Annotated in this window: 12 protein-coding genes and 1 other RNA gene; 7 read left to right on the top strand and 6 right to left on the bottom strand. The window is 61.5% G+C overall.

Annotated features, from left to right (window positions below; translation table 11 throughout):
- On the top strand, positions 1-987 hold a 987-nt coding region (locus tag AC1DYS_RS22525; RefSeq protein WP_477903283.1), incomplete at its 5' end, for a hypothetical protein.
- A gap of 671 nt (positions 988-1,658) precedes the next feature.
- The gene (locus tag AC1DYS_RS22520; RefSeq protein ID WP_477903282.1) at positions 1,659-7,019 is read left to right on the top strand and encodes a caspase family protein; all 5,361 of its coding nucleotides are present in this window, start codon (positions 1,659-1,661) and stop codon (positions 7,017-7,019) included.
- Between the two features lie 19 nt (positions 7,020-7,038).
- On the opposite strand, the gene AC1DYS_RS22515 is transcribed toward AC1DYS_RS22520, so the two are convergent.
- The 6 genes from AC1DYS_RS22515 to ompA all read right to left on the bottom strand — a co-directional run bounded on the left by AC1DYS_RS22515 (position 7,039) and on the right by ompA (position 13,589).
- Positions 7,039-8,490 (bottom strand): esterase/lipase family protein, encoded by a 1,452-nt coding sequence (locus tag AC1DYS_RS22515; RefSeq protein ID WP_477903281.1) that lies wholly within the window; start codon positions 8,488-8,490, stop codon positions 7,039-7,041.
- 1,103 nt (positions 8,491-9,593) lie between these two features.
- Complete coding sequence (locus tag AC1DYS_RS22510; RefSeq protein WP_477903280.1) at positions 9,594-10,880, bottom strand: tyrosine-type recombinase/integrase; 1,287 nt, start codon at positions 10,878-10,880, stop codon at positions 9,594-9,596.
- 176 nt (positions 10,881-11,056) lie between these two features.
- Positions 11,057-11,434, bottom strand: a transfer-messenger RNA (tmRNA) gene (gene ssrA / locus AC1DYS_RS22505).
- Positions 11,435-11,448: 14 nt separating this feature from the next.
- Positions 11,449-12,111 carry a phosphoglycolate phosphatase gene (gene gph, locus AC1DYS_RS22500; protein WP_477903278.1) on the bottom strand — a complete coding sequence of 221 codons (663 nt, stop codon included), beginning with the start codon at positions 12,109-12,111 and terminating at the stop codon, positions 11,449-11,451.
- Positions 12,111-12,812, bottom strand: a complete 702-nt coding sequence (ubiG, locus tag AC1DYS_RS22495; protein WP_477903276.1) for a bifunctional 2-polyprenyl-6-hydroxyphenol methylase/3-demethylubiquinol 3-O-methyltransferase UbiG — start codon at positions 12,810-12,812, stop codon at positions 12,111-12,113. Before ubiG ends, gph begins: the two co-directional genes overlap by 1 nt.
- A 99-nt stretch (positions 12,813-12,911) precedes the next feature.
- Positions 12,912-13,589 carry an outer membrane protein OmpA gene (gene ompA, locus AC1DYS_RS22490; RefSeq protein WP_047483788.1) on the bottom strand — a complete coding sequence of 226 codons (678 nt, stop codon included), beginning with the start codon at positions 13,587-13,589 and terminating at the stop codon, positions 12,912-12,914.
- Between the two features lie 270 nt (positions 13,590-13,859).
- Between ompA and gyrA the strand changes: the two genes are divergently transcribed.
- The 5 genes from gyrA to AC1DYS_RS22465 all read left to right on the top strand — a co-directional run bounded on the left by gyrA (position 13,860) and on the right by AC1DYS_RS22465 (position 21,366).
- Entirely contained in the window at positions 13,860-16,487 is a 2,628-nt protein-coding gene (gyrA, locus tag AC1DYS_RS22485) for a DNA gyrase subunit A (RefSeq protein WP_477903274.1), read from the top strand.
- A complete protein-coding gene (locus AC1DYS_RS22480) occupies positions 16,484-17,134 on the top strand; it encodes a DUF2059 domain-containing protein (RefSeq protein WP_477903272.1) in 651 nt (216 codons plus the stop codon). The genes gyrA and AC1DYS_RS22480 overlap by 4 nt, the downstream gene beginning before the upstream one ends.
- Positions 17,135-17,208: 74 nt before the next feature.
- Positions 17,209-18,315 (top strand): prephenate dehydratase, encoded by a 1,107-nt coding sequence (pheA, locus tag AC1DYS_RS22475; RefSeq protein ID WP_477903270.1) that lies wholly within the window; start codon positions 17,209-17,211, stop codon positions 18,313-18,315.
- A gap of 140 nt (positions 18,316-18,455) precedes the next feature.
- On the top strand, positions 18,456-19,340 hold the full coding sequence (locus AC1DYS_RS22470; protein ID WP_477903268.1) for a prephenate dehydrogenase: 885 nt from the start codon (positions 18,456-18,458) through the stop codon (positions 19,338-19,340).
- A gap of 31 nt (positions 19,341-19,371) precedes the next feature.
- Positions 19,372-21,366 carry a bifunctional 3-phosphoshikimate 1-carboxyvinyltransferase/cytidylate kinase gene (locus tag AC1DYS_RS22465; RefSeq protein WP_477903266.1) on the top strand — a complete coding sequence of 665 codons (1,995 nt, stop codon included), beginning with the start codon at positions 19,372-19,374 and terminating at the stop codon, positions 21,364-21,366.
- The last annotated feature ends 112 nt before the right edge of the window (positions 21,367-21,478 follow it).

Raw genomic sequence — 21,478 nt, 5'->3', positions numbered from 1 at the left:
GCGCTGATGACCTTCGTCCTGGCCAGCCATGAGCCAGTTCTGGTGCTCAAGGCAACGTTTGATCGTCTCACCCCGGTCTTCGAGCAGGGAGATGTGCTTGCGACCTGCGCGAGTGATCTTGATTTCGTCTTCACCACTGTAAAGACACTCAACAACGGCTGGCATCCAGTCAGCGGTCATCGTGGGTTCGGCATGAGGGACAACGGCGACGGAACTTGGACATTCTTTAGCAAGGGCGCTGACCGAGCATCGCCCTCCTTCAGCGTTTCTTTGGACAAAGCTGTCGTGATCGCATCGAACGCAAAGAATGCGTTTGGAAAAGGAACGGTCGATCCCGACGATCACATCTTTATGCTTGGGCATGAGTTCTGGCTCCGCTTCTTTGAAGCTGTGACAGACGACCTCGCTCGACAAGATATGGAACTGGTGCGCTCATCTGTCAACAGCAAACGCTATCCCTTCAGCGCCGTCTCCACTGGCACACAGCCAGAGCTCCAATGCATGAACACCGCAAGTCCCAGTTGCGGCGTGTACGCCTCATGCTTTGATCGTCTTTGCCCGTGCGCATCGCAACCGACAGAGGAGTACTTCATCAGCTATGGAAAGAAGTACTGTGAAATCTTCCTGGATCTTCCCGGGCTATCTCCGAAAGGGAAGCAATGGCGCGACCTAACTCTCAATTGCCTACAAGAAGCCATCGTCCCGAAGCTCCCCCCTCTCGGGTCCAATGCTCCTTGCAACTGCGGCGCCATGCAGGCGTACGCGTTCAACTCACACGTCGCCTGCTACACCCAGCCACGCGCCTCGATTTGCGATCTCGATTCTTCTGATTGGCTGAAGATCCAACTTGCCGCGACAGACGCGAGCACTTTGACTGCGAAGGGCCGGAAGCAGATGTGCGACGTCGCAAAGATCTGCCTCCCCATCGTCGCGCCCAAGGTCAAGGATGTTGTCCAGAAGACGATGGATGTGCTCATATGCCCATGATCTTTTGGTCGCCAAGCGAGGTCGATCTTGAGCAACACTGCAATGTTCGGTATGCCCCATTGTGACCAAGGCCCGCTCCGGGCTGATAGCGTTAGCACACGACCACGTAGGGAAAACGCCAGTCAGCCCGCGTGGCTGGCTGGCCAGCGGATGCTGACTGCATCGGATGAACCGCAACGAATCTTCGTTTGGTCCTCATTCACTTCGATGTCTACATCAGAGGACTGCTGCAACGATGGAAATGTCCTCTCTGAGTTCAAACCCGTTTCAAGCCTTCCATTGCATGACAAGCGGGCAGCTCGCGTCGTGTCACCGTCAGGCGGCAAGCCGAGCGCCTGGTCGTCCAGTCACCTAGCGGGAGCGCTCGATCCGCAACCCACTCACGCGGCTGCTGCTGGTGTCACTCAACTTCTTTAGGTATTAACCAAAAGTGGTTCGCCATGTTCCCGGAGTTCGAAGGAACTGATCCCCATCTCAACCGGACGGTGGTGCTATAGAGGCCGGTCTTCGACGACACCACCCCCTAAAGTGCTGCATAGGCTGCCAGAGATTCGAAAATACTTGATACTCGGTTTCATGATTGAACGGCTCTGCGCACACGACGGCTCGTCGCGGACGGGATCGTCCGGAACCCCGTACGCGTGACAATGCCTGTGGCCGCGCCGGTGTCCATGGAACCAGAGAAAGCGACCACTGGCCGGCACATTCTTCTTGCCTTTGGCACCTCCTCATATCACGGTATCCGCAAGGATCTACCGGAGGTGATCGACGAGTTGGAGATCGTCGCCGAAGCCTTCGGGCGATATGGCTACACACGCCGCATGCCATCGAAGAAGGAGAGTGTCGACCTGCCGTCGACGGCACTCCTTGAAGCCATTCAAGATGGCGTAACGGACACCACATCCGAAGACATTGTGACCGTCTACTACAGCGGGCACGGCGAGATCAAGAACGCGGGCCGATCGCTAACGCTGCTAACAAGCGGCGTTAGATCGGGCGGCACGGCAAACACATCGATCGACGCCAGTCAGTTGGTCAGTGCGCTCATCGAATCTTGTGCCTGCAAGCAGATGCTGATCATCCTAGACGTCTGCCACGCCAGCGCCGCAGGCCTTTCTTTTGCGCGTGAGTTCCACGAACACCGACAGGCGGTCGGCGATCGCACCGACGTATTCGTGATCTTCGCGACGGAGGCCTTTAAGGCAGCTCGAGCTGGGGTGTTAGCGCGCGCGCTGGCCCATGTTCTGCACGACCCAGGCTGGCGCATGGGCGGAGCCACGCAGAGGTTTCTTCGGTTCGAGGATGTTCTCGCCGCCTTACGGACGTTCGCCCGCGACCATGTGGTGGAGCAAGATATCCGGGGGGCGATCCCCGAGTTTCGTGGCGCTTGCGAGGTCTTCCCAAATCCACACTACATTCCGACAGCTCGCACGGACTTGGATCTGGCGAGTCATTGGGAAAGGAAAGCCCGGGGCGCCGACGTCGCCACCGGTTGGTACTTCACCGGCAGGCACCGTGCTATGACGGAGCTTTCTCAGTGGCTCAAACGCGAGAACGACGACAACCGTCCGCGCATTCTGACCGGCGTGGCGGGTGCCGGGAAGTCTGCTGTGTTGGGCCGACTCGTGACTCTGGCAGACACGACGTTTCGCGAAGATGCGCTGTCTTCATCTTTGCTGGACGATCGTAGCTTAGCGGGCATACCCGACGCGGGGTCCATTGACGCAGCGGTGGTGGCCCGTAACAAATACCCACGCGAAGTCCTCGCCGATCTGACCACCGCGCTTAGAGTTCCAGGTGTCAGTGTGGACGCCTTAGTCAAGGAACTTCGTTCGCGCAAGGCGACGACAACCATCGTCGTGGACGCGCTTGATGAGGCGGAGGCCGCCGATTCGATCGTGGTCACTGTGCTCAAGCCGTTAGTGGAACTTGGCTGCGTCAAGCTGTTGGTGGGAACGCGGCCGAACAGTGTCATCAAGAAGACCAAGCGCTTCACTTCGATGGGTGAGGACACCGTCGAAATCGACCTCGATTCCCCCCGCTACTCTGAAAGGCGAGATATCGAGGAGTACGTCTTCCGCCGGCTTACGGCAGCCGCGGAAGAATGGAGAGTCACGCCGTACAAATACCTACATGAGGTCGCCCGTGTCGTTGCTCATGGAGTCGCGCAAAGGGCTGGCCGGGTCTTTCTGGTTGCTCACGCTTCAGCGCAGGCGATTCTGTCGAGCAAGGACGCGATCGACGTTACATCAGCGAACTGGGCGGACGAACTGCCCACCGGCATTGAGGATGCCTTCGATCTGTTTCTCCGCACGGTCGAGGCTCACCCACCACGCGAGCGGCCGACACGAATCAGAGAGGTGCTCTACCCACTGGCTTTCGCAGAAGGTGCCGGCTTACCGTGGGTGGAAATCTGGCCCGCAGTGGCGAGTGCACTATCAAACACTACCGTCAACGATGCCGACATCGAAAAGGCCCAAGGCGTCGCTGCGGCTTTTATCGTCGAGGGCAACGAAAACAACACGTCAAGATATCGTCCTTATCACGAGCAACTGACCACCTACCTGCGCAAGCAGTTTTTCGCCGCCACCGGCAAGAGCGAGGAGGAAGTTCATCGCATCATTGTCGCTGCATTGAAGCAGTGCGTTGCACAGGAAGAACTGAGCAAGAAGCGGGACTGGTCGCTGGCGCATCCCTACATCCTTAGCCACTTGGCTGGCCACTGCGGCAAAGGAATGGCAACGGGGCAGTTGGCCAGCGATGCAGACTTTCTCGTTCAGGCTCCGCCGCTGCGGCTGCTGCAATCTCTCAGTACTTCAAATGATCTTCTCTCTCAGCGTGTTGCGGACTGCTACTCACTGGTTTATGACCGCATCACACGTGTCCCCCCATCGGAACGGGCGCCGTACCTGCAGTTAGCGGCCCAACAACAGTCGGATGGCTATCTTGAGCGGCTCTGGAATTCGCTGTCTTTGAACCAGCCCTGGAAGCCCGAATGGTCGCACTGGCGCAGTACGACACCGCATATCCCAGTGCACCTTCCCCACTTCAAACCGGAGTTGCTCGCGTGCTGCAGCATTCGTGGCCGCCCCACGATCTTCGTGAGCGGCATAGACGGAACGCTCGGCGCGCGAGACCTGGAAACGAATGACTGGCTTGCAAAGCCAGCAATTCTTCACCCCAACCCGCCGCTCTATCTCGGGACGGCCACCGTCGACGATCGAAATGTTGCGGTGTTCGCATCTCGCGACGGAAGGGTTGGCCTCTGGGAGCCGGAAGAGCCGCCGCGGTACTACGACACGCGGGACGGTCTGGTTTGCGCAGCGCTAGAAGAGTCTGACGATGGACCTCGACTGCACGTGGGCTTTAAGGATGGGACGATCGCGGCTTATAGCTTGGCCAATGGCACAAACCTCTGGAGTGTCAGCGGCCGACATACATCAAAGTTGGTCTCGATCGTCGCTGCAAACACAGGACAGGAAGGTGTCGTCCTCTGCACAGTGGACGATGAAGGCCACATTCGACTCGCTGACGCGGCGACCGGCGAGCACCTGCTCGATATTGATCGACCTGGCGAGAGAAACCTCGCTGATCTTCATGCGGTCGCCCTAGCTGATCGCGTGATAGTCCTTGCGCGCGACGGTCTCAATCGTCCGTGGTGGGTCAGCATCGATGATCTTTCTCGACCGTTGACCTTCGCCCGAGTCCACGGAGATATGGGATACGTAAGCCTCCTCTCTTGCACTAACGTCGGATCGGAAATGCTTCTTTTTACATCGTCCAACGACGTAGTCAAGTGTTGGACGCTTTCAGTCCGTTCTCAGATTTCGTCAGTTAGCACTACTACCCGGAAAAAAGCGAGAACTAGGAAGAGTCCCGTCTTTGACACCACAGTGTTCACCAACGCCAAGCAAACGTTTGTAGGGCATGAAGACGGCATTCGTTGTTTGTGGTCGGGACGCCTGGGCGGGGCATTTCACGTCGTGACCGGCGGCGTTGATGAGAGCCTGCGAATTTGGGGCATCAACGCGGCCGGCGTACGCTCGGAACCCTCGCGCCAAGCCGGCTCCCCGGTGTGGTCGAGCTGCATGCTCGCGCAACGCGATCCGGTTCTTGTCTCGGGCCATGCTGATGGGCATCTAAGGTTCTGGAGCATGGCAAATGACCCAGTCCAACGCAAACCACTTGAGGCTCATTTGGAGCGTGTAGACGCGCTCGTCGCATGTGAGCACGAAGGGCAGCAGCTTGTTGCCTCTGGCGATCGAGGTGGAACGATGTATTTGTGGAATGCAGCCAAAGACGAGCCGATCGGCAAAATCCAGTCCGCGAGCCGCGCCGCCGTCAATGCGCTTGTCGTGTCAAAGGCTTCCGATAGTGCTCTACTTTTGGCGGCACGCGGAGACGGTACGATCACATTCCACGACATGCTGAATCGTCGTCGGCCGGAGCGCGTGCTGCATGCACATGATGATGCAACGCTTGCGCTTGCCGTCGCGACAGTGCGAGAAGTGCCGACGTTCATCTCCTGCGGCCGGGACGGATACGCAAAGATCTGGTCTGCAACGGATCAGACAGAACTTGAGAGATATCGCACACCGGGAGCCGACCCGGTGACGTCGGTTGCGGCCGTGATCTCGGACGGCGTTACCTTGCTCGTTTTGGGCGACCAAGCCGGCTTTCTAACGTTTTGCGATACACGCACAATGCCGATGCAAACACGGACCGTGAGAGCCCACGCGGGCTATATCTCTGCCCTTGATACTTTCGTGCTCGGCGGGGACGCCTATGTGGTCTCAGCCGGGCGCGACCGGCGGGTTATGGTCTGGAATGCGCGTACTGCAACACGGTCGATTCCCAATCTCATTGGCCATACGAACTGGGTTAATTCAGTACACGCTCTCGTGCGAAGCGGGCGTGTTGTGGCAGTTTCCGGAAGCGAAGACTCGACCATACGGGTGTGGGATGTGGAAGCCCATAGTGCGGACGCGCGGGCAGATCACATCTCCTACGAGGGCTTAACACCTCCTGCAGTTATTCTCACATCGCTGAATCGCCGAGCATCGCTGGTCTCCACGAATGCCGACGGCGCTCAGGTGCGGGTCTGGGATGAAAGCTCGGGTCAGCCTGTCGGTGAAGCAATGGGCTCATTTGGACACGAGGTACGCGACATCGCTGCATGCTCTGTTGGCGAACCGCTCCTTGTCACGAGCAATCGTGATCGTAGCCTCTGGACATTCGATATCGAAGGACCTGTTGCGCTGTTGCCCTCACTGCCAAACGTGCTCATCGCGCGCGACGGGGGCGTCGTCGAATTCGTTCGCGTTTCCGATGAACCCTATCAGATTGGCAACATCGCCGTGACCGGGAAACGACAAACCACCGTGTCGAATCGTGACCAGGATTGGAAGGTCATAAAGACGGACGCCATAAGCATCGGCATCAATGTCTACTCCTATGGTCGACTGGGATCAATTCGCTCTGACGCACTGGGAAGCTTCACCTCGGGCTCAGCGGAGATCACCTGCCTAGCGGCAGACCTGGGTCAAATATCTGATACCGCCGGTTGTCGCACACTGGCCATTGGGCACATGGACGGGTCACTTGTCGTCGCGACTCTCGTGGGAACACATGTCACCCGTGCGGACATCACAACTGAGAAGAGCGCACCGCGCTCATTGTCGATGACACGCATGGGAGAGCGCTTGCTACTTGCAATCGGCTGCGACGATGGATCCGTAGAACTGCGTGATCTGAGCAAGGCGGTTAGCCTCTTTGTGGAATCTGATGTTCACAAGAGGTCGGTGCGCAGCACGATCCTGGGCACGTTATGCGATGCGCCAGTTCTGCTTTCTGGCGGGGAGGATGGAGTGATTGTGATCAGAAAGCTCGGAAGCGATCTCCTGCCCTCGGCCCGCATGGAACTCAATATCGGCCATGCAGTGCACTGTGTGTCCATCACTTCGCCTGACAAAGTGGGGATAGGCTGCCAGAACGGTCTCGCGCTGATGCGAGTCGCGCGCATCGGCCGTTAATCTGCGATGCGGCGGTGCGTCAGCCTTCAAGCACAACCGTGTAGTCGCTGACCGTTGGCAGTCGCCTATCGACGGGAATTGCGCGAACACGATAGGTCCCTTCGGCCCGGCGCCCCAGCGAAATCTCCGCTACGCCGTCTTCCCCGGGCGTCCGCGCCGCGAAGGTATCGGAGCGCCCCGTTTGGATACTCTGTATCTCGATCGTTAGATTGATCATCGATAGCGCAGAGACCCGAACGACAATCTCGTCGCTGGACAGACCAGCGGGCGGAACGTCCAGCGCGACTACATCGCGATCGGACGATGGTTCGCCTTTCAGTTCACGCACGTCATGCGGCCGAATCCAATTTACGATCGAATCCACGGCCGAAGCTGAGCACTGAATCGCCGCGTGTTTGTCGGGGACGGCACGTGCATCGCTCGTGTCCGTCCACTCGATGGGTACCGCGGCAAAAGATGGGACTGAGCCATCACCGCGATAGTCTGCCTCGACGTGTGAGCCCCCCGCCAGTCTTGGAAGTGTGTTCAGGACTGACAGACGGCCGTCGTGCCAGACGCCAGAGGCGGCGGTGAATTGGCGCCGATTGAAAAATGCCTCCATTCGATATGGCGACGGTTCTCCGGCGTCCCACCGCGCTTGAGCGGACCCACGGATGCCTTGATGAAATTCAAGCGCGACGCGTAATCGACTCGGGTCGATACCGGGCAACCTTTCGAGACCCGTTGTGTGCGCGAGTTCGGTGCCACTCAACGGGTCGAGATCGAAGAAGTCCGCGACTCGGTGCATCGCAGGCGATCCGGAGGAGCCGGTGCCAAGTACGGCTGGATATAGGGGCAGAAGTTCGTAGGCCGAGGGCAGGCTACGCACGAGCGCAGTCAAATCCAGGACACCGAGAACGGACATTCCGTTGACAAGCTTGTCCAGCGCCTTCATCGCTCCGCGATGCGGCGTGCCCATTGTGATGAGCGCTCGAGTCACCTCTGCGCCTCCGAGCGTTTCGCAAAAGTACCTCGCCACCAACCCACCCATCGAGTGGCACACCAGCCAAAGTTTTGCCTGGCTGTAACCACTGCTGCGCCGCCATGCAGCAAGGGCTGGAAGCGCCATGTCGGCGAGGCCTTGGGCTGCATGCCGGTTTGAACCGCGCCAGTCGTACGGAAACGTCAGCAACTGGCGTGGATCGTTAACAGCGCGCGCTAGCGCTTGCACAAGCGGCGCATAGTCATCAATTCCGAAGAACCCGGGGAGAAACTGATAGTTCAGGAGTTCCTTGGCAAACACATCGTCGTCGGGCTTGCCGTCGCTGCTGTGCAGTACCAGACCGCCATCAGCGATTTCCTTGAGCGTACGAGGAAGCGAGCGCAAGGACAAATCCCATACCGTCACCTCGCGCTCGCCCATACGACGAACCAAGCGTGAGCCCAAGATTCCGGGAAGGACGATTACCAAGTCTCCAAAATTCTCGGCCATAGCGTTCGCCCTTTTTCGGCTGCAAGCGAGGCAACCACGCCAACTCAGTTGATCAATGGACACGAGAATTCTAGGTGCGCCGTCATGACCCGAGGGGTGCGTCTTTCCGAGCGAACTCAACCGTAGGGCGCCACAGTAGTTGCCTTGGCGCGAGCGTCAAATCAACGACTTGGCGTCGGCCTGCGCCACAAGACGCATCAGGTTAACGCACGAGTTGATGCGACTGGCTGTGCCGACGACGTGCATCGACGCCCTGGACGCGCTGTCTGAGCGCAGCGTGCACCCGCTGGTGCACGCGCGGCGGTGGCGGGCGCGCGTGGACTTGGCGCGGCAGGCGGAGGATGGGGAAGCGGTCCGACACATGCGGCGCGTGGCGCAAGAGCATGGGCTTGCCGAGATGGTATGTGAAGCGATGTGGTGTGAGCTTCGGATTTCGCACCGCAACGCGGAGAGTGTCAGGAATCTGATCGAGTTCGCGGATGCGGGGCGCTTCGGGTGGATCTCAGCAATGCTAAGGCGTGAATCGGCGGCTTGATGCATCCAAGGCCTCTACATCGCTACCTTTCGATGGATGAATCAAGCGCGCGTTGTGCCTGGGGTGTTGAGTTCCACGCAATCCTGACCCTGCCGCACCCCCCAGCGGGGTCAGTGGATCACTTCTGGATGGAAATCAACACCTGGGGGCTCGCAGCCCAGACCCCTCGGAAAAAGCGTGTGAATGTAGTGTGTTCGAATGTCCGCTCAATCTTTCGACGTAGTACCCGCCTTGGGTCGGTACTGTGAGTTCGAGCTGTAGAGGAGCGGTCGCCGTCGCGATGCGGCCCGCCTCGCGAGAGGCCTACGACCGTAGCGACTCGTACAGCGGCCATTCGACCCACCGGCCGTCGCGGAGCCCAACGACTACTTGGTGTCAGTCAGTCAGCGTGCGTACGCCAGCCAGCGGCCAGCGTTAGCACCCGCCGCACAGGAGCTCGACTCACCAGCCCTCCATCCAGGTGGTTAGTTGCAGTGTTGCCTTGGCGATGTGCTTCTCCACTGTGCTGATGCTCAAGCTTTGGCGGCGAGCATGAAGCGGGGCTCTGTCGCTACCCTTCTCCTCTCCGTCAGTTCATCTTGTCGGTCGTCGGCGGTCGGTCAACACCACGCGCCCTGCTGCGCTTGATCGGGATGATCTCGGCACCGGTGCGCAGTTTGTCCAGATAGTCGGCCCACATCTGCAGCATCTTGCGGCGCTGCTCCAGGAACTCCGTCCGGTTGTAGGCGCGGCCCAGCGAATCCTTCACGGCGTGGGCGAGCTGGGCCTCGATCACCGCTTCGTCGACATTCAATCGCTCGGCCAAGAGCGTGCGGGCCATGGCTCGGAAACCGTGGCCTGTCATCTCGTCGCTCGGGAAGCCCATGCGCCGCAACGCCGAGAGCACGCCGTTGTCACTCATCGGTCGTTCGCCGGTGCGGGGGCTCGGGAACAGGTACCGGCCATGCCCCGTCAGCGGCTGCAGCTCGCGCAGGATCGCAAGGGCCTGTCGAGACAGCGGAACGACATGCGCTGCGCCGCTGAGCTTCTCCTGCTTGGTTCGCTTCATGCGCGCGGCCGGGATGCGCCACTGTGCGGCATCGAGATCGAACTCGACCCACTCGGCTTTGCGCAACTCGCCCGGGCGAACGAAGACGAGGGGTGCGAGTTGAAGCGCCGCGCGGGTGATCGGCATGCCCTTGTAGCTTTCGATCGCCCGCAGCAAGTCACCCACGCGCTTGGGGTCAGTGATCGCCGCCATGTGCTGCACCAGCACAGGCTTCAATGCGCCGCGCAGGTCGGGCGTCGGGTCACGTTCGGCCCGGCCGGTCGCGATCGCATACCGGAACACTTGGCCGCACGACTGCAACGCTCGATGCGCCGTCTCGATCGCCCCGCGCGCTTCGATCCGGCGCACCGCTTGGAGCAACTGAGGCGCCTTGATCTCTCCGACGGGCAACCCGCCCAGCCACGGAAACACATCCTGTTCGAGCCGAATCAGCGTGCGCGCGGCGTGGCCCGCACTGACCTGCTCCAAATGGATCGTTGCGTGCCATTCGCGCGCGACAGCTTCGAAGCTATCGACGACGGCTTCCGATCGGCTTGCCTTCTCGGCCTTGCGGGCAGCACTTGGGTCTACGCCCTGAGCGATGAGGCGTCGCGCTTGATCACGCTTGTCACGCACCGCCTTCAAGCCAGTGTCGGGATAGGTGCCCAAGGACAGCAATCTCGCCTTGCCGTCAAAGCTGTACTTGAACCGCCACCACTTGCCGCCTTTCGGGCTGACTTCCAGATAGAGGCCGCGATCGTCGTACAAGCGAACCGGCCCCGCTGAGGGCTTCGCGTTTCGGATCTGCGTGTCAGTGAGGGTGGGCATTTAGGGATAACTGCTTTTCGGCACAAGGCAGTTACCCCAAAAGTTATCCCATATTGCTCGAAGATTCAAGTAGACGTTCTGACACCCTCCGGGCAAGAAAAAACCCCCAAGTCGTTGATTTACTTGGGGGTTTTAGGATTTTCCGGGACGTTCTGGGACGTCTTCAAATCATCATCTGGTGGAGCCGGCGGGAATCGAACCCGCGTCCGCAAACCATTGCTGGCCAGTTCTACATGCGTAGCTGTCTGATTTGTGTTTGAGGGTGACAGTCGCGCAGCAGCACGCTACTTCCACCCCGAGCCACTTGATTTAGGTCTGTGATGAGTGACGCAACTCAGACCGAGCCTATGTGTATGACTTCGCAGCTCTTGGGTTGCCCCTCAAGCCCAGCCCATAGACAAGCTGTTGCGAAGCTCACCGGTTTTAAGCGGCGAGTTTTACGTCGTAAGACGAATCGTTTGCAGTTAATGCGTTTCCAGATGGATTTACGAGCTAACTGGTGCTCGGCATGCCCTGAACCAACTCCGAACCTGCGTCGAAACCAGGTCGGCCCCAGGAAGCACCTAGTTTAGGCCATTGCTAGCAGCTTCAAGAGCTCGTTGGGCGTTTGGATGACATGGTCTGCGCCCCAGTCGGCAATGGCTTCGCCCAAGCCCAGGTAGCCCCAGGCAGCGGCCACAGTACCCATGCCGGCAGCGTGGCCGGCCTGAACGTCACGCAAGTCGTCTCCCACATAGATGCAGTGCCGCGGATCGAGTTCCAACTGGCGAGCGGCCTCCAGCAAAGGCGCCGGGTGAGGTTTGGAATGCGGCGTCGTGTCACCGCAGACGACAGTGGCCGCGCTCGCGTCCAAACCGAGACTGCGCACCAGTGGCTCGGTGAAGCGGCGCGCCTTGTTAGTCACGATGCCCCATGGCATGCCGTGCACTTGCAGCTCGGCCAGTACGGGCTGCATGCCGGCGAAGACGTGGGTTAGTTGCGTCATGCGCTGCTCATAGCGCGCAAGGAACTCATCACGCAAGGCAGGGAATTCGGCATCCGTCGGAACGACTTGCAGCGCAATGCCGACCATGCCACGAGCGCCCGCGCCCACCATCGGGCGGAAGCTCTCGTACGGCAAAGGCGCCAAGCGTCGGGCCAGGCGCATGTCGTTACCCGCACCGGCGAGATCGGGAGCGCTGTCGATCAAGGTGCCGTCGAGATCGAACAGCACCGCCTGGAAGCGCGCCATCACTCGGGCTTGCGGCAGGCGAACAGGTAGTTCACACCGACGTCAGAAGACAGCCAGTAGCGGCGGGTCAGCGGGTTGTATTCCATGCCACGTGTGGCCTGCAGCGTCAACCCGGCATCGCGACACCAGTGCGCCAACTCGCTCGGGCGGATGAAGCGCGCGTACTCGTGCGTGCCTCGGGGCAAGAGCTTGAGCATGTACTCGGCGCCCACGATGGCAAACAGGAATGACTTGGGGTTGCGGTTGATGGTGGAGAAGAACACCCAGCCACCGGGCTTCACGAGAGTMGCACACGCCTGAACAATGGAAGAGGGATCGGGCACGTGCTCCAGCATTTCCATGCAGGTCACTGTGTCGAACTGCCCCGGCATTTCTTCGGCCAGCGCCTCGGCAGCCACCTCACGGTATTCGATGGATGGCGTGCCCGCTTCTGCAGCGTGCAGCTGAGCAACCTTCAATGGCTTGGCGGCCAGATCGATGCCGAGCACCTGGGCGCCCTTGCGAGCCATCGAGTCGGCGAGGATGCCGCCCCCACACCCCACATCAAGGACTCTCTTCCCCTGCAGCGGCACAAGGCCATTGATCCAGTCCAATCGCAGCGGGTTGATCTGGTGCAGCGGTCGAAACTCGCTTTCGGGGTCCCACCAGCGGTGGGCCAATTCACTGAATTTGGCGAGTTCTTGGGGGTCGGCATTGAGCATGCTGCGATGGTACCCAAGAGATTTGAAGGCTTTCACAAAACCCGACCCGCAAATAAAAAACCCCGCCGAAGCGGGGTTTTGAAATCAACGCAAAAGCGTTTATTTCTTGGTGCGGGTACCGACCACTTCGATTTCGACGCGGCGATTCTTTGCCTTGCCTTCTTTGGTCTTGTTGTCGGCGACCGGCGACTTCTCGCCCTTGCCTTCGGTGTACACGCGGTTGGCTTCGATGCCCTTGCTCACCAGGTAAGTCTTGACGGACTCTGCACGAGCGACCGACAGCTTCTGGTTCATGGCATCGGAACCATCGGAGTCGGTGTGGCCGACAGCGATGATCACTTCGAGGTTCATGCCAGCCGTCTTGCTCACCAGATCGTCCAGCTTGGCCTTGGCATCAGACTTCAGAACCGACTTGCCTGTGTCATAGAACGCGTCTGCAGCGAAGGTGACCTTTTCGCTGACCGGAGCGGCCGGAACGACGACCGGAGCCGGCGGAGCGACAGGTGCCGGAGCCGGTGCCGGAGGCGGAGGAGCCGGAGCAGGCGGGGGAGGAGGAGGCGGCGGCTTCAGTGCGCCATCGCAGGCTGCATTGGCAGTGGCCGGGGTCCAGTTGGCATCGCGCCAGCAGAGCTCGTTGCTGCCATTCTTCCAAGGCAGACCGGAGCCACTGACCCAGTTGTCCGCGCCCGTGGGCGTGGTTTGTGCAATGGCGGTGGAGGCCATCGCAACAAGTGTGGCCGATGCAAAGAGCGATGCGACCTTATTCAGTTTCTTCATGATTCTCCTCTCAAGGGAAAGGTGCAGATGTTCTAGCGAAACGTCTAAACCGGAATCGGAAAGTACTGGCAAACCCCAAGTACTTCGGGTGTTTCCCACCGACGCGCGATTGTGCCATAGGGTATTCAACACACAGAGTTTTGCACCAGATGCACTCTCTGTACTGCAGCGATGTTGCGTGACGGCGACAGGATTCACAGCAACTAGAATGACCGATTGCGCTCGCAGGCCCGCCAGTGCCTGTCTCTAAGGCTTTGCTGCCCACCACGAATGACCCAGTTCGCCAAGGAAACCCTGCCCATCAGCCTTGAAGAGGAGATGCGGCGCTCGTATCTGGATTACGCGATGAGCGTGATCGTGGGGCGCGCACTGCCCGACGCGCGCGATGGTCTGAAGCCAGTGCACCGGCGCGTGCTGTTCGCGATGCACGAGCTCAACAACGATTGGAACCGACCCTACAAAAAGTCGGCCCGTATCGTCGGCGACGTGATCGGTAAATATCACCCGCACGGTGACCAATCGGTGTACGACACCGCGGTGCGAATGGCGCAGGACTTCTCGATGCGCCACATGCTCATCGACGGGCAGGGCAACTTCGGCTCCGTCGACGGCGACAACGCGGCGGCCATGCGCTACACCGAAATCCGCCTGTCGAAGATTGCCCACGAAATGTTGGCCGACCTCGACAAGGAAACCGTCGACTTCGGACCCAACTACGACGGCTCGGAAAAAGAGCCGCTGGTGCTGCCTTCGCGCCTGCCCAATCTGCTAGTCAACGGCTCAGGTGGCATCGCCGTCGGCATGGCCACCAACATCCCGCCGCATAACCTCAACGAAGTGGTGGATGCCTGCCTGCATCTGCTGAAAAACCCTCACGCCAGCATCGACGAACTCATCGAGATCATCCCCGCGCCTGACTTCCCCACCGCCGGCATCATCTACGGCACCAGCGGCGTGCGCGACGGCTATCGCACCGGCCGGGGCAAAGTGGTGATGCGCGCGAAATGCCATTTCGAAGACATCGACAAGGGCGCCCGCCAGTCCATCATCGTCGACGAGATTCCGTACCAGGTGAATAAGAAAAACCTGCTCGAGCGCATGGCCGAGCTGGTTCACGAGAAGAAGCTCGAAGGCATCAGCCACATCCAGGACGAGTCCGACAAGTCGGGCATGCGCGTCGTCATCGAGCTCAAGCGTGGCGAGGTGCCTGAGGTCGTGCTGAACAATCTCTACAAGCAGACGCAGCTGCAAGACACCTTCGGCATGAACATGGTGGCGCTGATCGACAACCAGCCCAAGCTGTGCAACCTGAAGGACCTGATCGCTATCTTCCTGGAGCATCGCCGCGAGGTGGTCACCCGCCGCACGGTGTTCGAGCTGCGCAAGGCGCGCGAGCGCGGCCACGTGCTGGAGGGCCTTGCCGTCGCTCTGGCCAACATCGACGAATTCATCGAGACCATCAAGACCTCGGCCACGCCACCCATTGCGAAGGCTGCGCTGATGAGCAAGAGCTGGGATTCGTCGCTGGTACGCGAGATGCTCTCGCGTGCTGAAGGCGAGACGCCTGGCGGTCGTGAGGCATTCCGGCCTGAAGGCCTGCCGCGCGAATACGGCATGCAAACCGACGGCATGTACCGCCTGTCCGACGACCAGGCTGGCGAAATCCTGCAGATGCGCCTGCAGCGCCTGACCGGGCTCGAGCAAGACAAGATCGTCAACGAATACAAGGACGTGATGGCGCAGATCGCCGATCTGCTCGACATCCTGGCCACACCAGCCCGCGTGACGACCATCATTTCCGACGAGCTCGCTGCCATCAAGCTCGAATTCGGCCAGACGAAGGTCGGCGCTCGCCGCAGCACCATCGAGCACAACGCACAAGACCTCGGCACCGAGGACCTGATCACACCCACCGACATGGTGGTCACACTCTCGCACACCGGCTACATCAAGAGCCAGGCGCTGAGCGAATACCGCGCGCAGAAGCGTGGTGGCCGCGGCAAGCAGGCGGCTCAGACGAAGGAAGACGACTGGATCGACCAGCTCTTCATCGCCAACACGCACGACTACATCCTGTGCTTCACCAACAAGGGCCGCGTGTACTGGCTCAAGGTCTGGGAAGTGCCGCAGGGCTCGCGCACCTCGCGCGGTCGCCCCATCGTCAACATGTTCCCGCTGCAAGCCGGCGAAAAGGTGAACGTAGTGCTGCCGCTGACTGACGGTTTCCGCAGTTTCCCGGCCGACCACTACATCTTCATGGCGACGGCGCAGGGCGTGGTCAAGAAGACGTCGCTCGATGAGTTCAGCAACCCGCGCAAGGCCGGCATCATCGCCGTCGACCTCGACGAAGGCGACTACCTGATCGGCGCTGCCCTCACCGACGGCAAGCACGACGTGATGCTCTTCAGCGACGGCGGCAAGGCCGTTCGCTTCGACGAAGACGACGTGCGCTCCATGGGCCGCAACGCCCGCGGCGTACGCGGGATGGACCTCGGCGAAGGCCAGACCGTGATCGCCATGCTGGTGGCCGAAGACGAAACGCAGAGCGTGCTCACCGCCACCGAAAACGGGTACGGCAAGCGCACCAGCATCGTCGAGTACACCCGCCATGGCCGTGGCACCAAGGGCATGATCGCCATCCAGCAGACCGAGCGCAACGGCAAGGTCGTGGCCGCCACACTCGTTCGCCCGGCCGACGAGATCATGCTGATCACCGACAAGGGCGTGCTGGTACGCACCCGTGTCTCGGAGATCCGTGAACTCGGCCGCGCCACACAAGGCGTGACGCTGATCGCACTGGACAACGGTGCCAAGCTGAGCGGCCTGCAACGCATCGTAGAGAACGACGCCAACCCCGAATCGGGTGACGAACCCCCCACTGAAGGCACTGAAGAATGACGCGTCTTTTCGCTCTCAAACGCTTGGCCTGCCTGGCCCTGTTGACCGGTACCGGCCTGGTACACGCCCAGAACCAGCCCATTCCAAATGCGCCCGCCAGCGCCGCCAAGAAGGAGTTGGTGCAACGCATGGTGGCCCTGCAGCAACCGGCACTTGACAACATGGCACGCAACCTGGCCGAGCGCCCGGTGCGGCAGATGATGACCGCGGCGGACAACGCCATGCAGAGCCGCGTGCCGCCGGAGAAGCGCAAGGCCATGGGTGAGCAGATCGAGGGCGAGATGCGCAAGTTCCTGGACGAAGCCGTTCCCGTGGTTCGCGACCGCTCCGCCAAGATCGGGCAGATCAGTCTCGGGCCGGTGTTCGAAGAGAAGTTCAGCGAAGACGAACTGCGCCAATTGCTGGTCACGCTCGAATCGCCTGCCTACAAGAAGTTCCAGCAGAACCTGCCTGACCTAACCAACGTGTTCGTGCAGCAGCTGGTCGCCGACGTCGAGCCGACCATCAACCCCAAGCTGAATGCGCTCGAGCAACGGGTGGCAGCCATCATCAATGCAGGCGCGCCCGCCACTGCCCCTGGGGACTCCAAGGCACCCAAAGCGGCCAAGCCAGCAGCGTCGGCAGCCTCCAAGCCCGCCAAGAAATGACGCCAACGCGGCTTCGCCCGTTGGCCTTTACTCAGCCATCTCTCTAGGCAGCATGCGAGAATTTGCCTGACGTCATGGCTGATTCCCCTTCACAACCCAATGCCGATCTGCTGGCCTTCCGCAAGCAGATCGATGAGGTCGACCGCGAGCTGCTCGCGCTGTTGAACCGACGCGCTCGCCTGGCCCAGCAAGTGGGAGAGGTCAAGAAGCAGGAAGGCTCGGTGGCATTCCGCCCCGAGCGTGAGGCCCAGGTGATCGACGGCATGAAGACCGCGAACCCCGGTCCGCTCAAGGCCGACAGCGTGGCGCCCATCTGGCGCGAGATCATGTCGGCCTGCCGGGCACTCGAGACGCCATCACGCGTGGCCTACCTCGGCCCGGCCGGCACTTTCAGCGAAGAGGCGGCGCTCGGCTTCTTCGGTTCGTCGATCGTCAAGATGCCCTGCGCGAGCTTCGACGAAGTCTTCCATGCCACCTCGACCGGGGCTGCCGATTTCGGCGTGGTGCCGGTCGAGAACTCGACCGAAGGCGTGGTCACCCGTTCGCTCGACCTCTTTCTCACGACGCCCCTCTTCATCATCGGCGAGACCAGTCTCTTCGTTCAGCACAACCTGCTGAGGCGCGACAACTCGCTCGATGGCATCGAAGCGGTGTGCGCCCATCCCCAGGCCCTGGCCCAGTGCCACGGCTGGCTGAGCACCCACCTGCCTCACGCCGAGCGCCGGCCCGTCGCCAGCAACGCAGAAGGCGCGCGACTCGCCGGAACCGACTCCCGATGGGCAGCCATCGCCAGCGCCCGCGCCGGCAGCGAATTCGGCCTGCACCTGATCGCACCCGCCATCCAGGACGAAGCCAACAACCGCACCCGCTTCGCCGTGGTCACCCACCCGCAGCGCCATCCTCAGCCCAAGGCATCGGGCCACGACTGCACAAGCCTGGTCGTCTCAGTCACCAACCGGCCCGGTGCCGTGCACGACATGCTGGTGCCACTGAAGGTTCACGGCGTGTCGATGACGCGCTTCGAGTCGCGCCCCGCCCGCTCCGGCCAGTGGGAGTACTACTTCTACATCGACCTGCAGGGTCACCCCGACCAACCTCACGTAGCCACCGCGTTGCGCGAGTTGCGCGAGGCCTGCGCCTTCTTCAAGTTGCTCGGCACCTATCCGATCGACGTGCACTAGAGAAATGAAGCCCCCACGTCGCTACGCTCCTGCCCCCCGAGGGGGCGCCAACTCGACAGCCGGGCGAAGCCCGTTCCGTGAGTTGTTGCTTCATCTACGCATCGCTTCGCTTGCGTGGTTGGGCTCCTACGAAGGAAACCATGTTTAACCAGCTTGGGGTGATCGGATGCGGCCTGATGGGCGGCTCCTTCGCGCTTGCACTCAAGAGGGCTGGGCTCGTCAAGCGGGTGATCGGCTACAGCAAGTCGCCATCCACCACCGAACGCGCCAAGAAGATGGGCGTAATCGACGACACGGCTGAGTCAGCCCTGCTCGCCGTGTCGGGCTCCGACATCGTGCTGATGGCCGTGCCGGTGTCGGCCAGCGAATCCACCTTCAAGGCGATTCGCCACATGGTGGAGCCCGGCGTGCTCTTCATGGACGTCGGCTCGACCAAGAGGGACGTCGTCGACGCCGCTCGCCGGGTGCTCAAGGAGCGCGTGGGGTCGTTCGTGCCGGCCCACCCGATCGCCGGCAAGGAAGTGTCGGGCGTGTCGCATGCTGACGCTTCGTTGTATGCCGGCCGCCAGGTCATCATCACGCCGCTGCCGCAAACCTCGCCGGAACTGGTGCAAAAGGCCACCGATGTGTGGTCGGCCATCGGCGCGCAGGTGCTGCGCATGACGCCCGAGAATCACGACGCGGCGTTCGCTGCGGTGAGCCACCTCCCGCACATGCTGGCCTTCGCGTTCTTCAATTCGGTGGCCAAGCAACCGGCAGGGCGCGACTTTCTGTCGCTCGCCGGCCCGGGCTTTCGGGATTTCACCCGCATCGCCGCCGGCGACCCGGAGGTCTGGCGCGACATCCTGATGTCGAACCGCGAAGAGATCCTCAAGCAATCGATGCGCTTCCGTCACACGCTGGACGCGCTCGAGCACGTCATCAAGACCGGCAACGTCGAGGCGCTGGAAGACTTGATCCGCAGCGCCTCCGATGCCCGTGCCAACTGGCAAATGGGTGCCACCAAGCCCGGCTCTTCGCGCTGACCTCTCTGCGCCTGGTGCGCGTCCTGCCCCGATGTTCAACACGCCGTTCCTCGACATCCCGCCGCTGCTGTCCGCCGACGGCACCGTGCGCCTTCCCGGCTCCAAGAGCATCTCCAACCGCGTCCTGCTGCTGGCCGGGCTGAGCCGCGGCACCACGATCGTCCGCGACCTGCTCGACTCCGACGACACACAGGTCATGCTGGCCGCACTACGCCAGCTGGGCTGCACCGTGGAGGCGGCGGGTGATGTGGTCCGCATCACCGGTCTCGGCGGGCAGCTCCAGGTGCGCCAGGCCAGCCTGTTCCTCGGCAATGCAGGCACGGCCATGCGGCCGCTGACGGCCGCACTCGCGGTGCTGGCGGCGACGCAAGGCGGTGATTTCGAACTCAAGGGCGTGCCGCGCATGCACGAGCGGCCGATCGGTGACTTGGTCAACGCATTGAGGCAGCTCGGCTGTCATGTCGACTACCTCGCCAACGACGGCTTCCCGCCGCTGCGCCTGGGCGCTGGGACCATCGACACGCGCGCACCGATCCGCGTGCGAGGCGATGTGTCGAGCCAGTTCCTCACCGCGCTGCTGCTCGCCCTGCCCCTGGTAACGACCGACAACGCCGTCACGATCGACGTGGTGGGCGAGCTGATCTCCAAGCCCTACGTCGAGATCACGCTCAACCTCCTGGCCCGCTTCGGCATCGAGGTTCAGCGCGAAGGCTGGCAGCGATTCGTCATTCCGCAGGGCAGCGCCTACCGTTCTCCGGGCGACATCCATGTCGAAGCCGATGCGTCGTCGGCCTCGTACTTCATCGCGCTGGGAGCGATCGCAGCGCACGAGGGCAGAAGCATCCGCGTCGAAGGCGTGGGAAGCGATTCGATCCAGGGCGACATCCGCTTCGTCGACGCTGCCCGCGCCATGGGCGCCGACGTCAGCAGCGGCCCCGGCTGGCTCCAGATCAAGCGCGGCCAATGGCCCTTGCGGGCGATCGAGCTCGATTGCAACCACATCCCGGACGCCGCGATGACGCTGGCCGTGATGGCGCTCTACGCGCAGGGCACAACGCGGCTGACCAACATCGCCAGCTGGCGCGTCAAGGAAACCGATCGCATTGCCGCCATGGCCGCCGAGCTGCGTAAGCTCGGTGCGCAGGTGACCGAAGGGGCCGACTTCATCGAAGTCACCCCGCCCACCGCATGGCGCGCCGCCGCAATCCATACCTACGACGACCACCGCATCGCGATGTGCTTCTCGCTCGCGGCGTTCAACCCCGCTAACCTGCCCGTTCGGGTGCTGGACCCGCGCTGCGTCGGCAAAACCTTCCCGGACTACTTCGAAGCCTTGTTCGGCGTGGGCCAAGCCGCAACCCAAACCATCCCCGTCATCACGATCGACGGCCCGACCGCATCGGGCAAGGGCACGCTCGCGAGCGCCGTGGCGCAGTCCCTGGGCTATCACTTCCTCGACTCCGGCGCTCTGTACCGGGCCACCGCACTGGCCGCCATGCAGGCCGGCGTGGTGGAGACGGACGAATCCGGACTGGCCCGCACCGCGGCGTCACTGCAGCTCAAGTTCGCGGACCAGTGCATCTGGCTGGCCGGTGTCGAGGTCAGCGACCAGTTGCGGCGGGAAGACGTGGGCGCCATGGCCTCGAAGGTCGCGGCATGGCCCGCCGTGCGCGAGGCCTTGCTTCAGCTTCAACTCGCCCACCGCCGCCTGCCCGGGTTGGTGGCCGATGGGCGCGACATGGGTACCGTCATCTTCCCCGGTGCCCACCTCAAGGTGTTCGTCGTCGCGAGCGCCACCGTACGCGCCGAACGGCGACATAAGCAATTGATTTCTAAGGGAATTTCGACTAATATCGACAGTCTTCGCGCCGATTTGGAAGCGCGTGACGCTCGCGATCAATCGCGCAGCGTTTCGCCTTTGAAGCCTGCCGAAGATGCGATGGTGCTGGACAACTCGGCGCTCACGGTCGACGAATGCGTCGCGGTGGTGCTGAATTGGTGGCAAAGTCGTCAGCCGTTCGGCTGAGCTCACCTCGAAAGAGAAGCGTCCGAACAACGAGCCCGCTGCTTCCCCTCCTGTGCCGTCTTGTCCCCCAAGCTCCGGCACGCTGAAGCAGCGGTTTTCAGCAACCTAACCC

The sequence above is a fragment of the Rhizobacter sp. P2_G4 genome (genome assembly GCF_056403575.1).
Note: the sequence above shows the minus strand (reverse complement) of the source record. Positions and strands in the feature narration are given on the sequence as shown.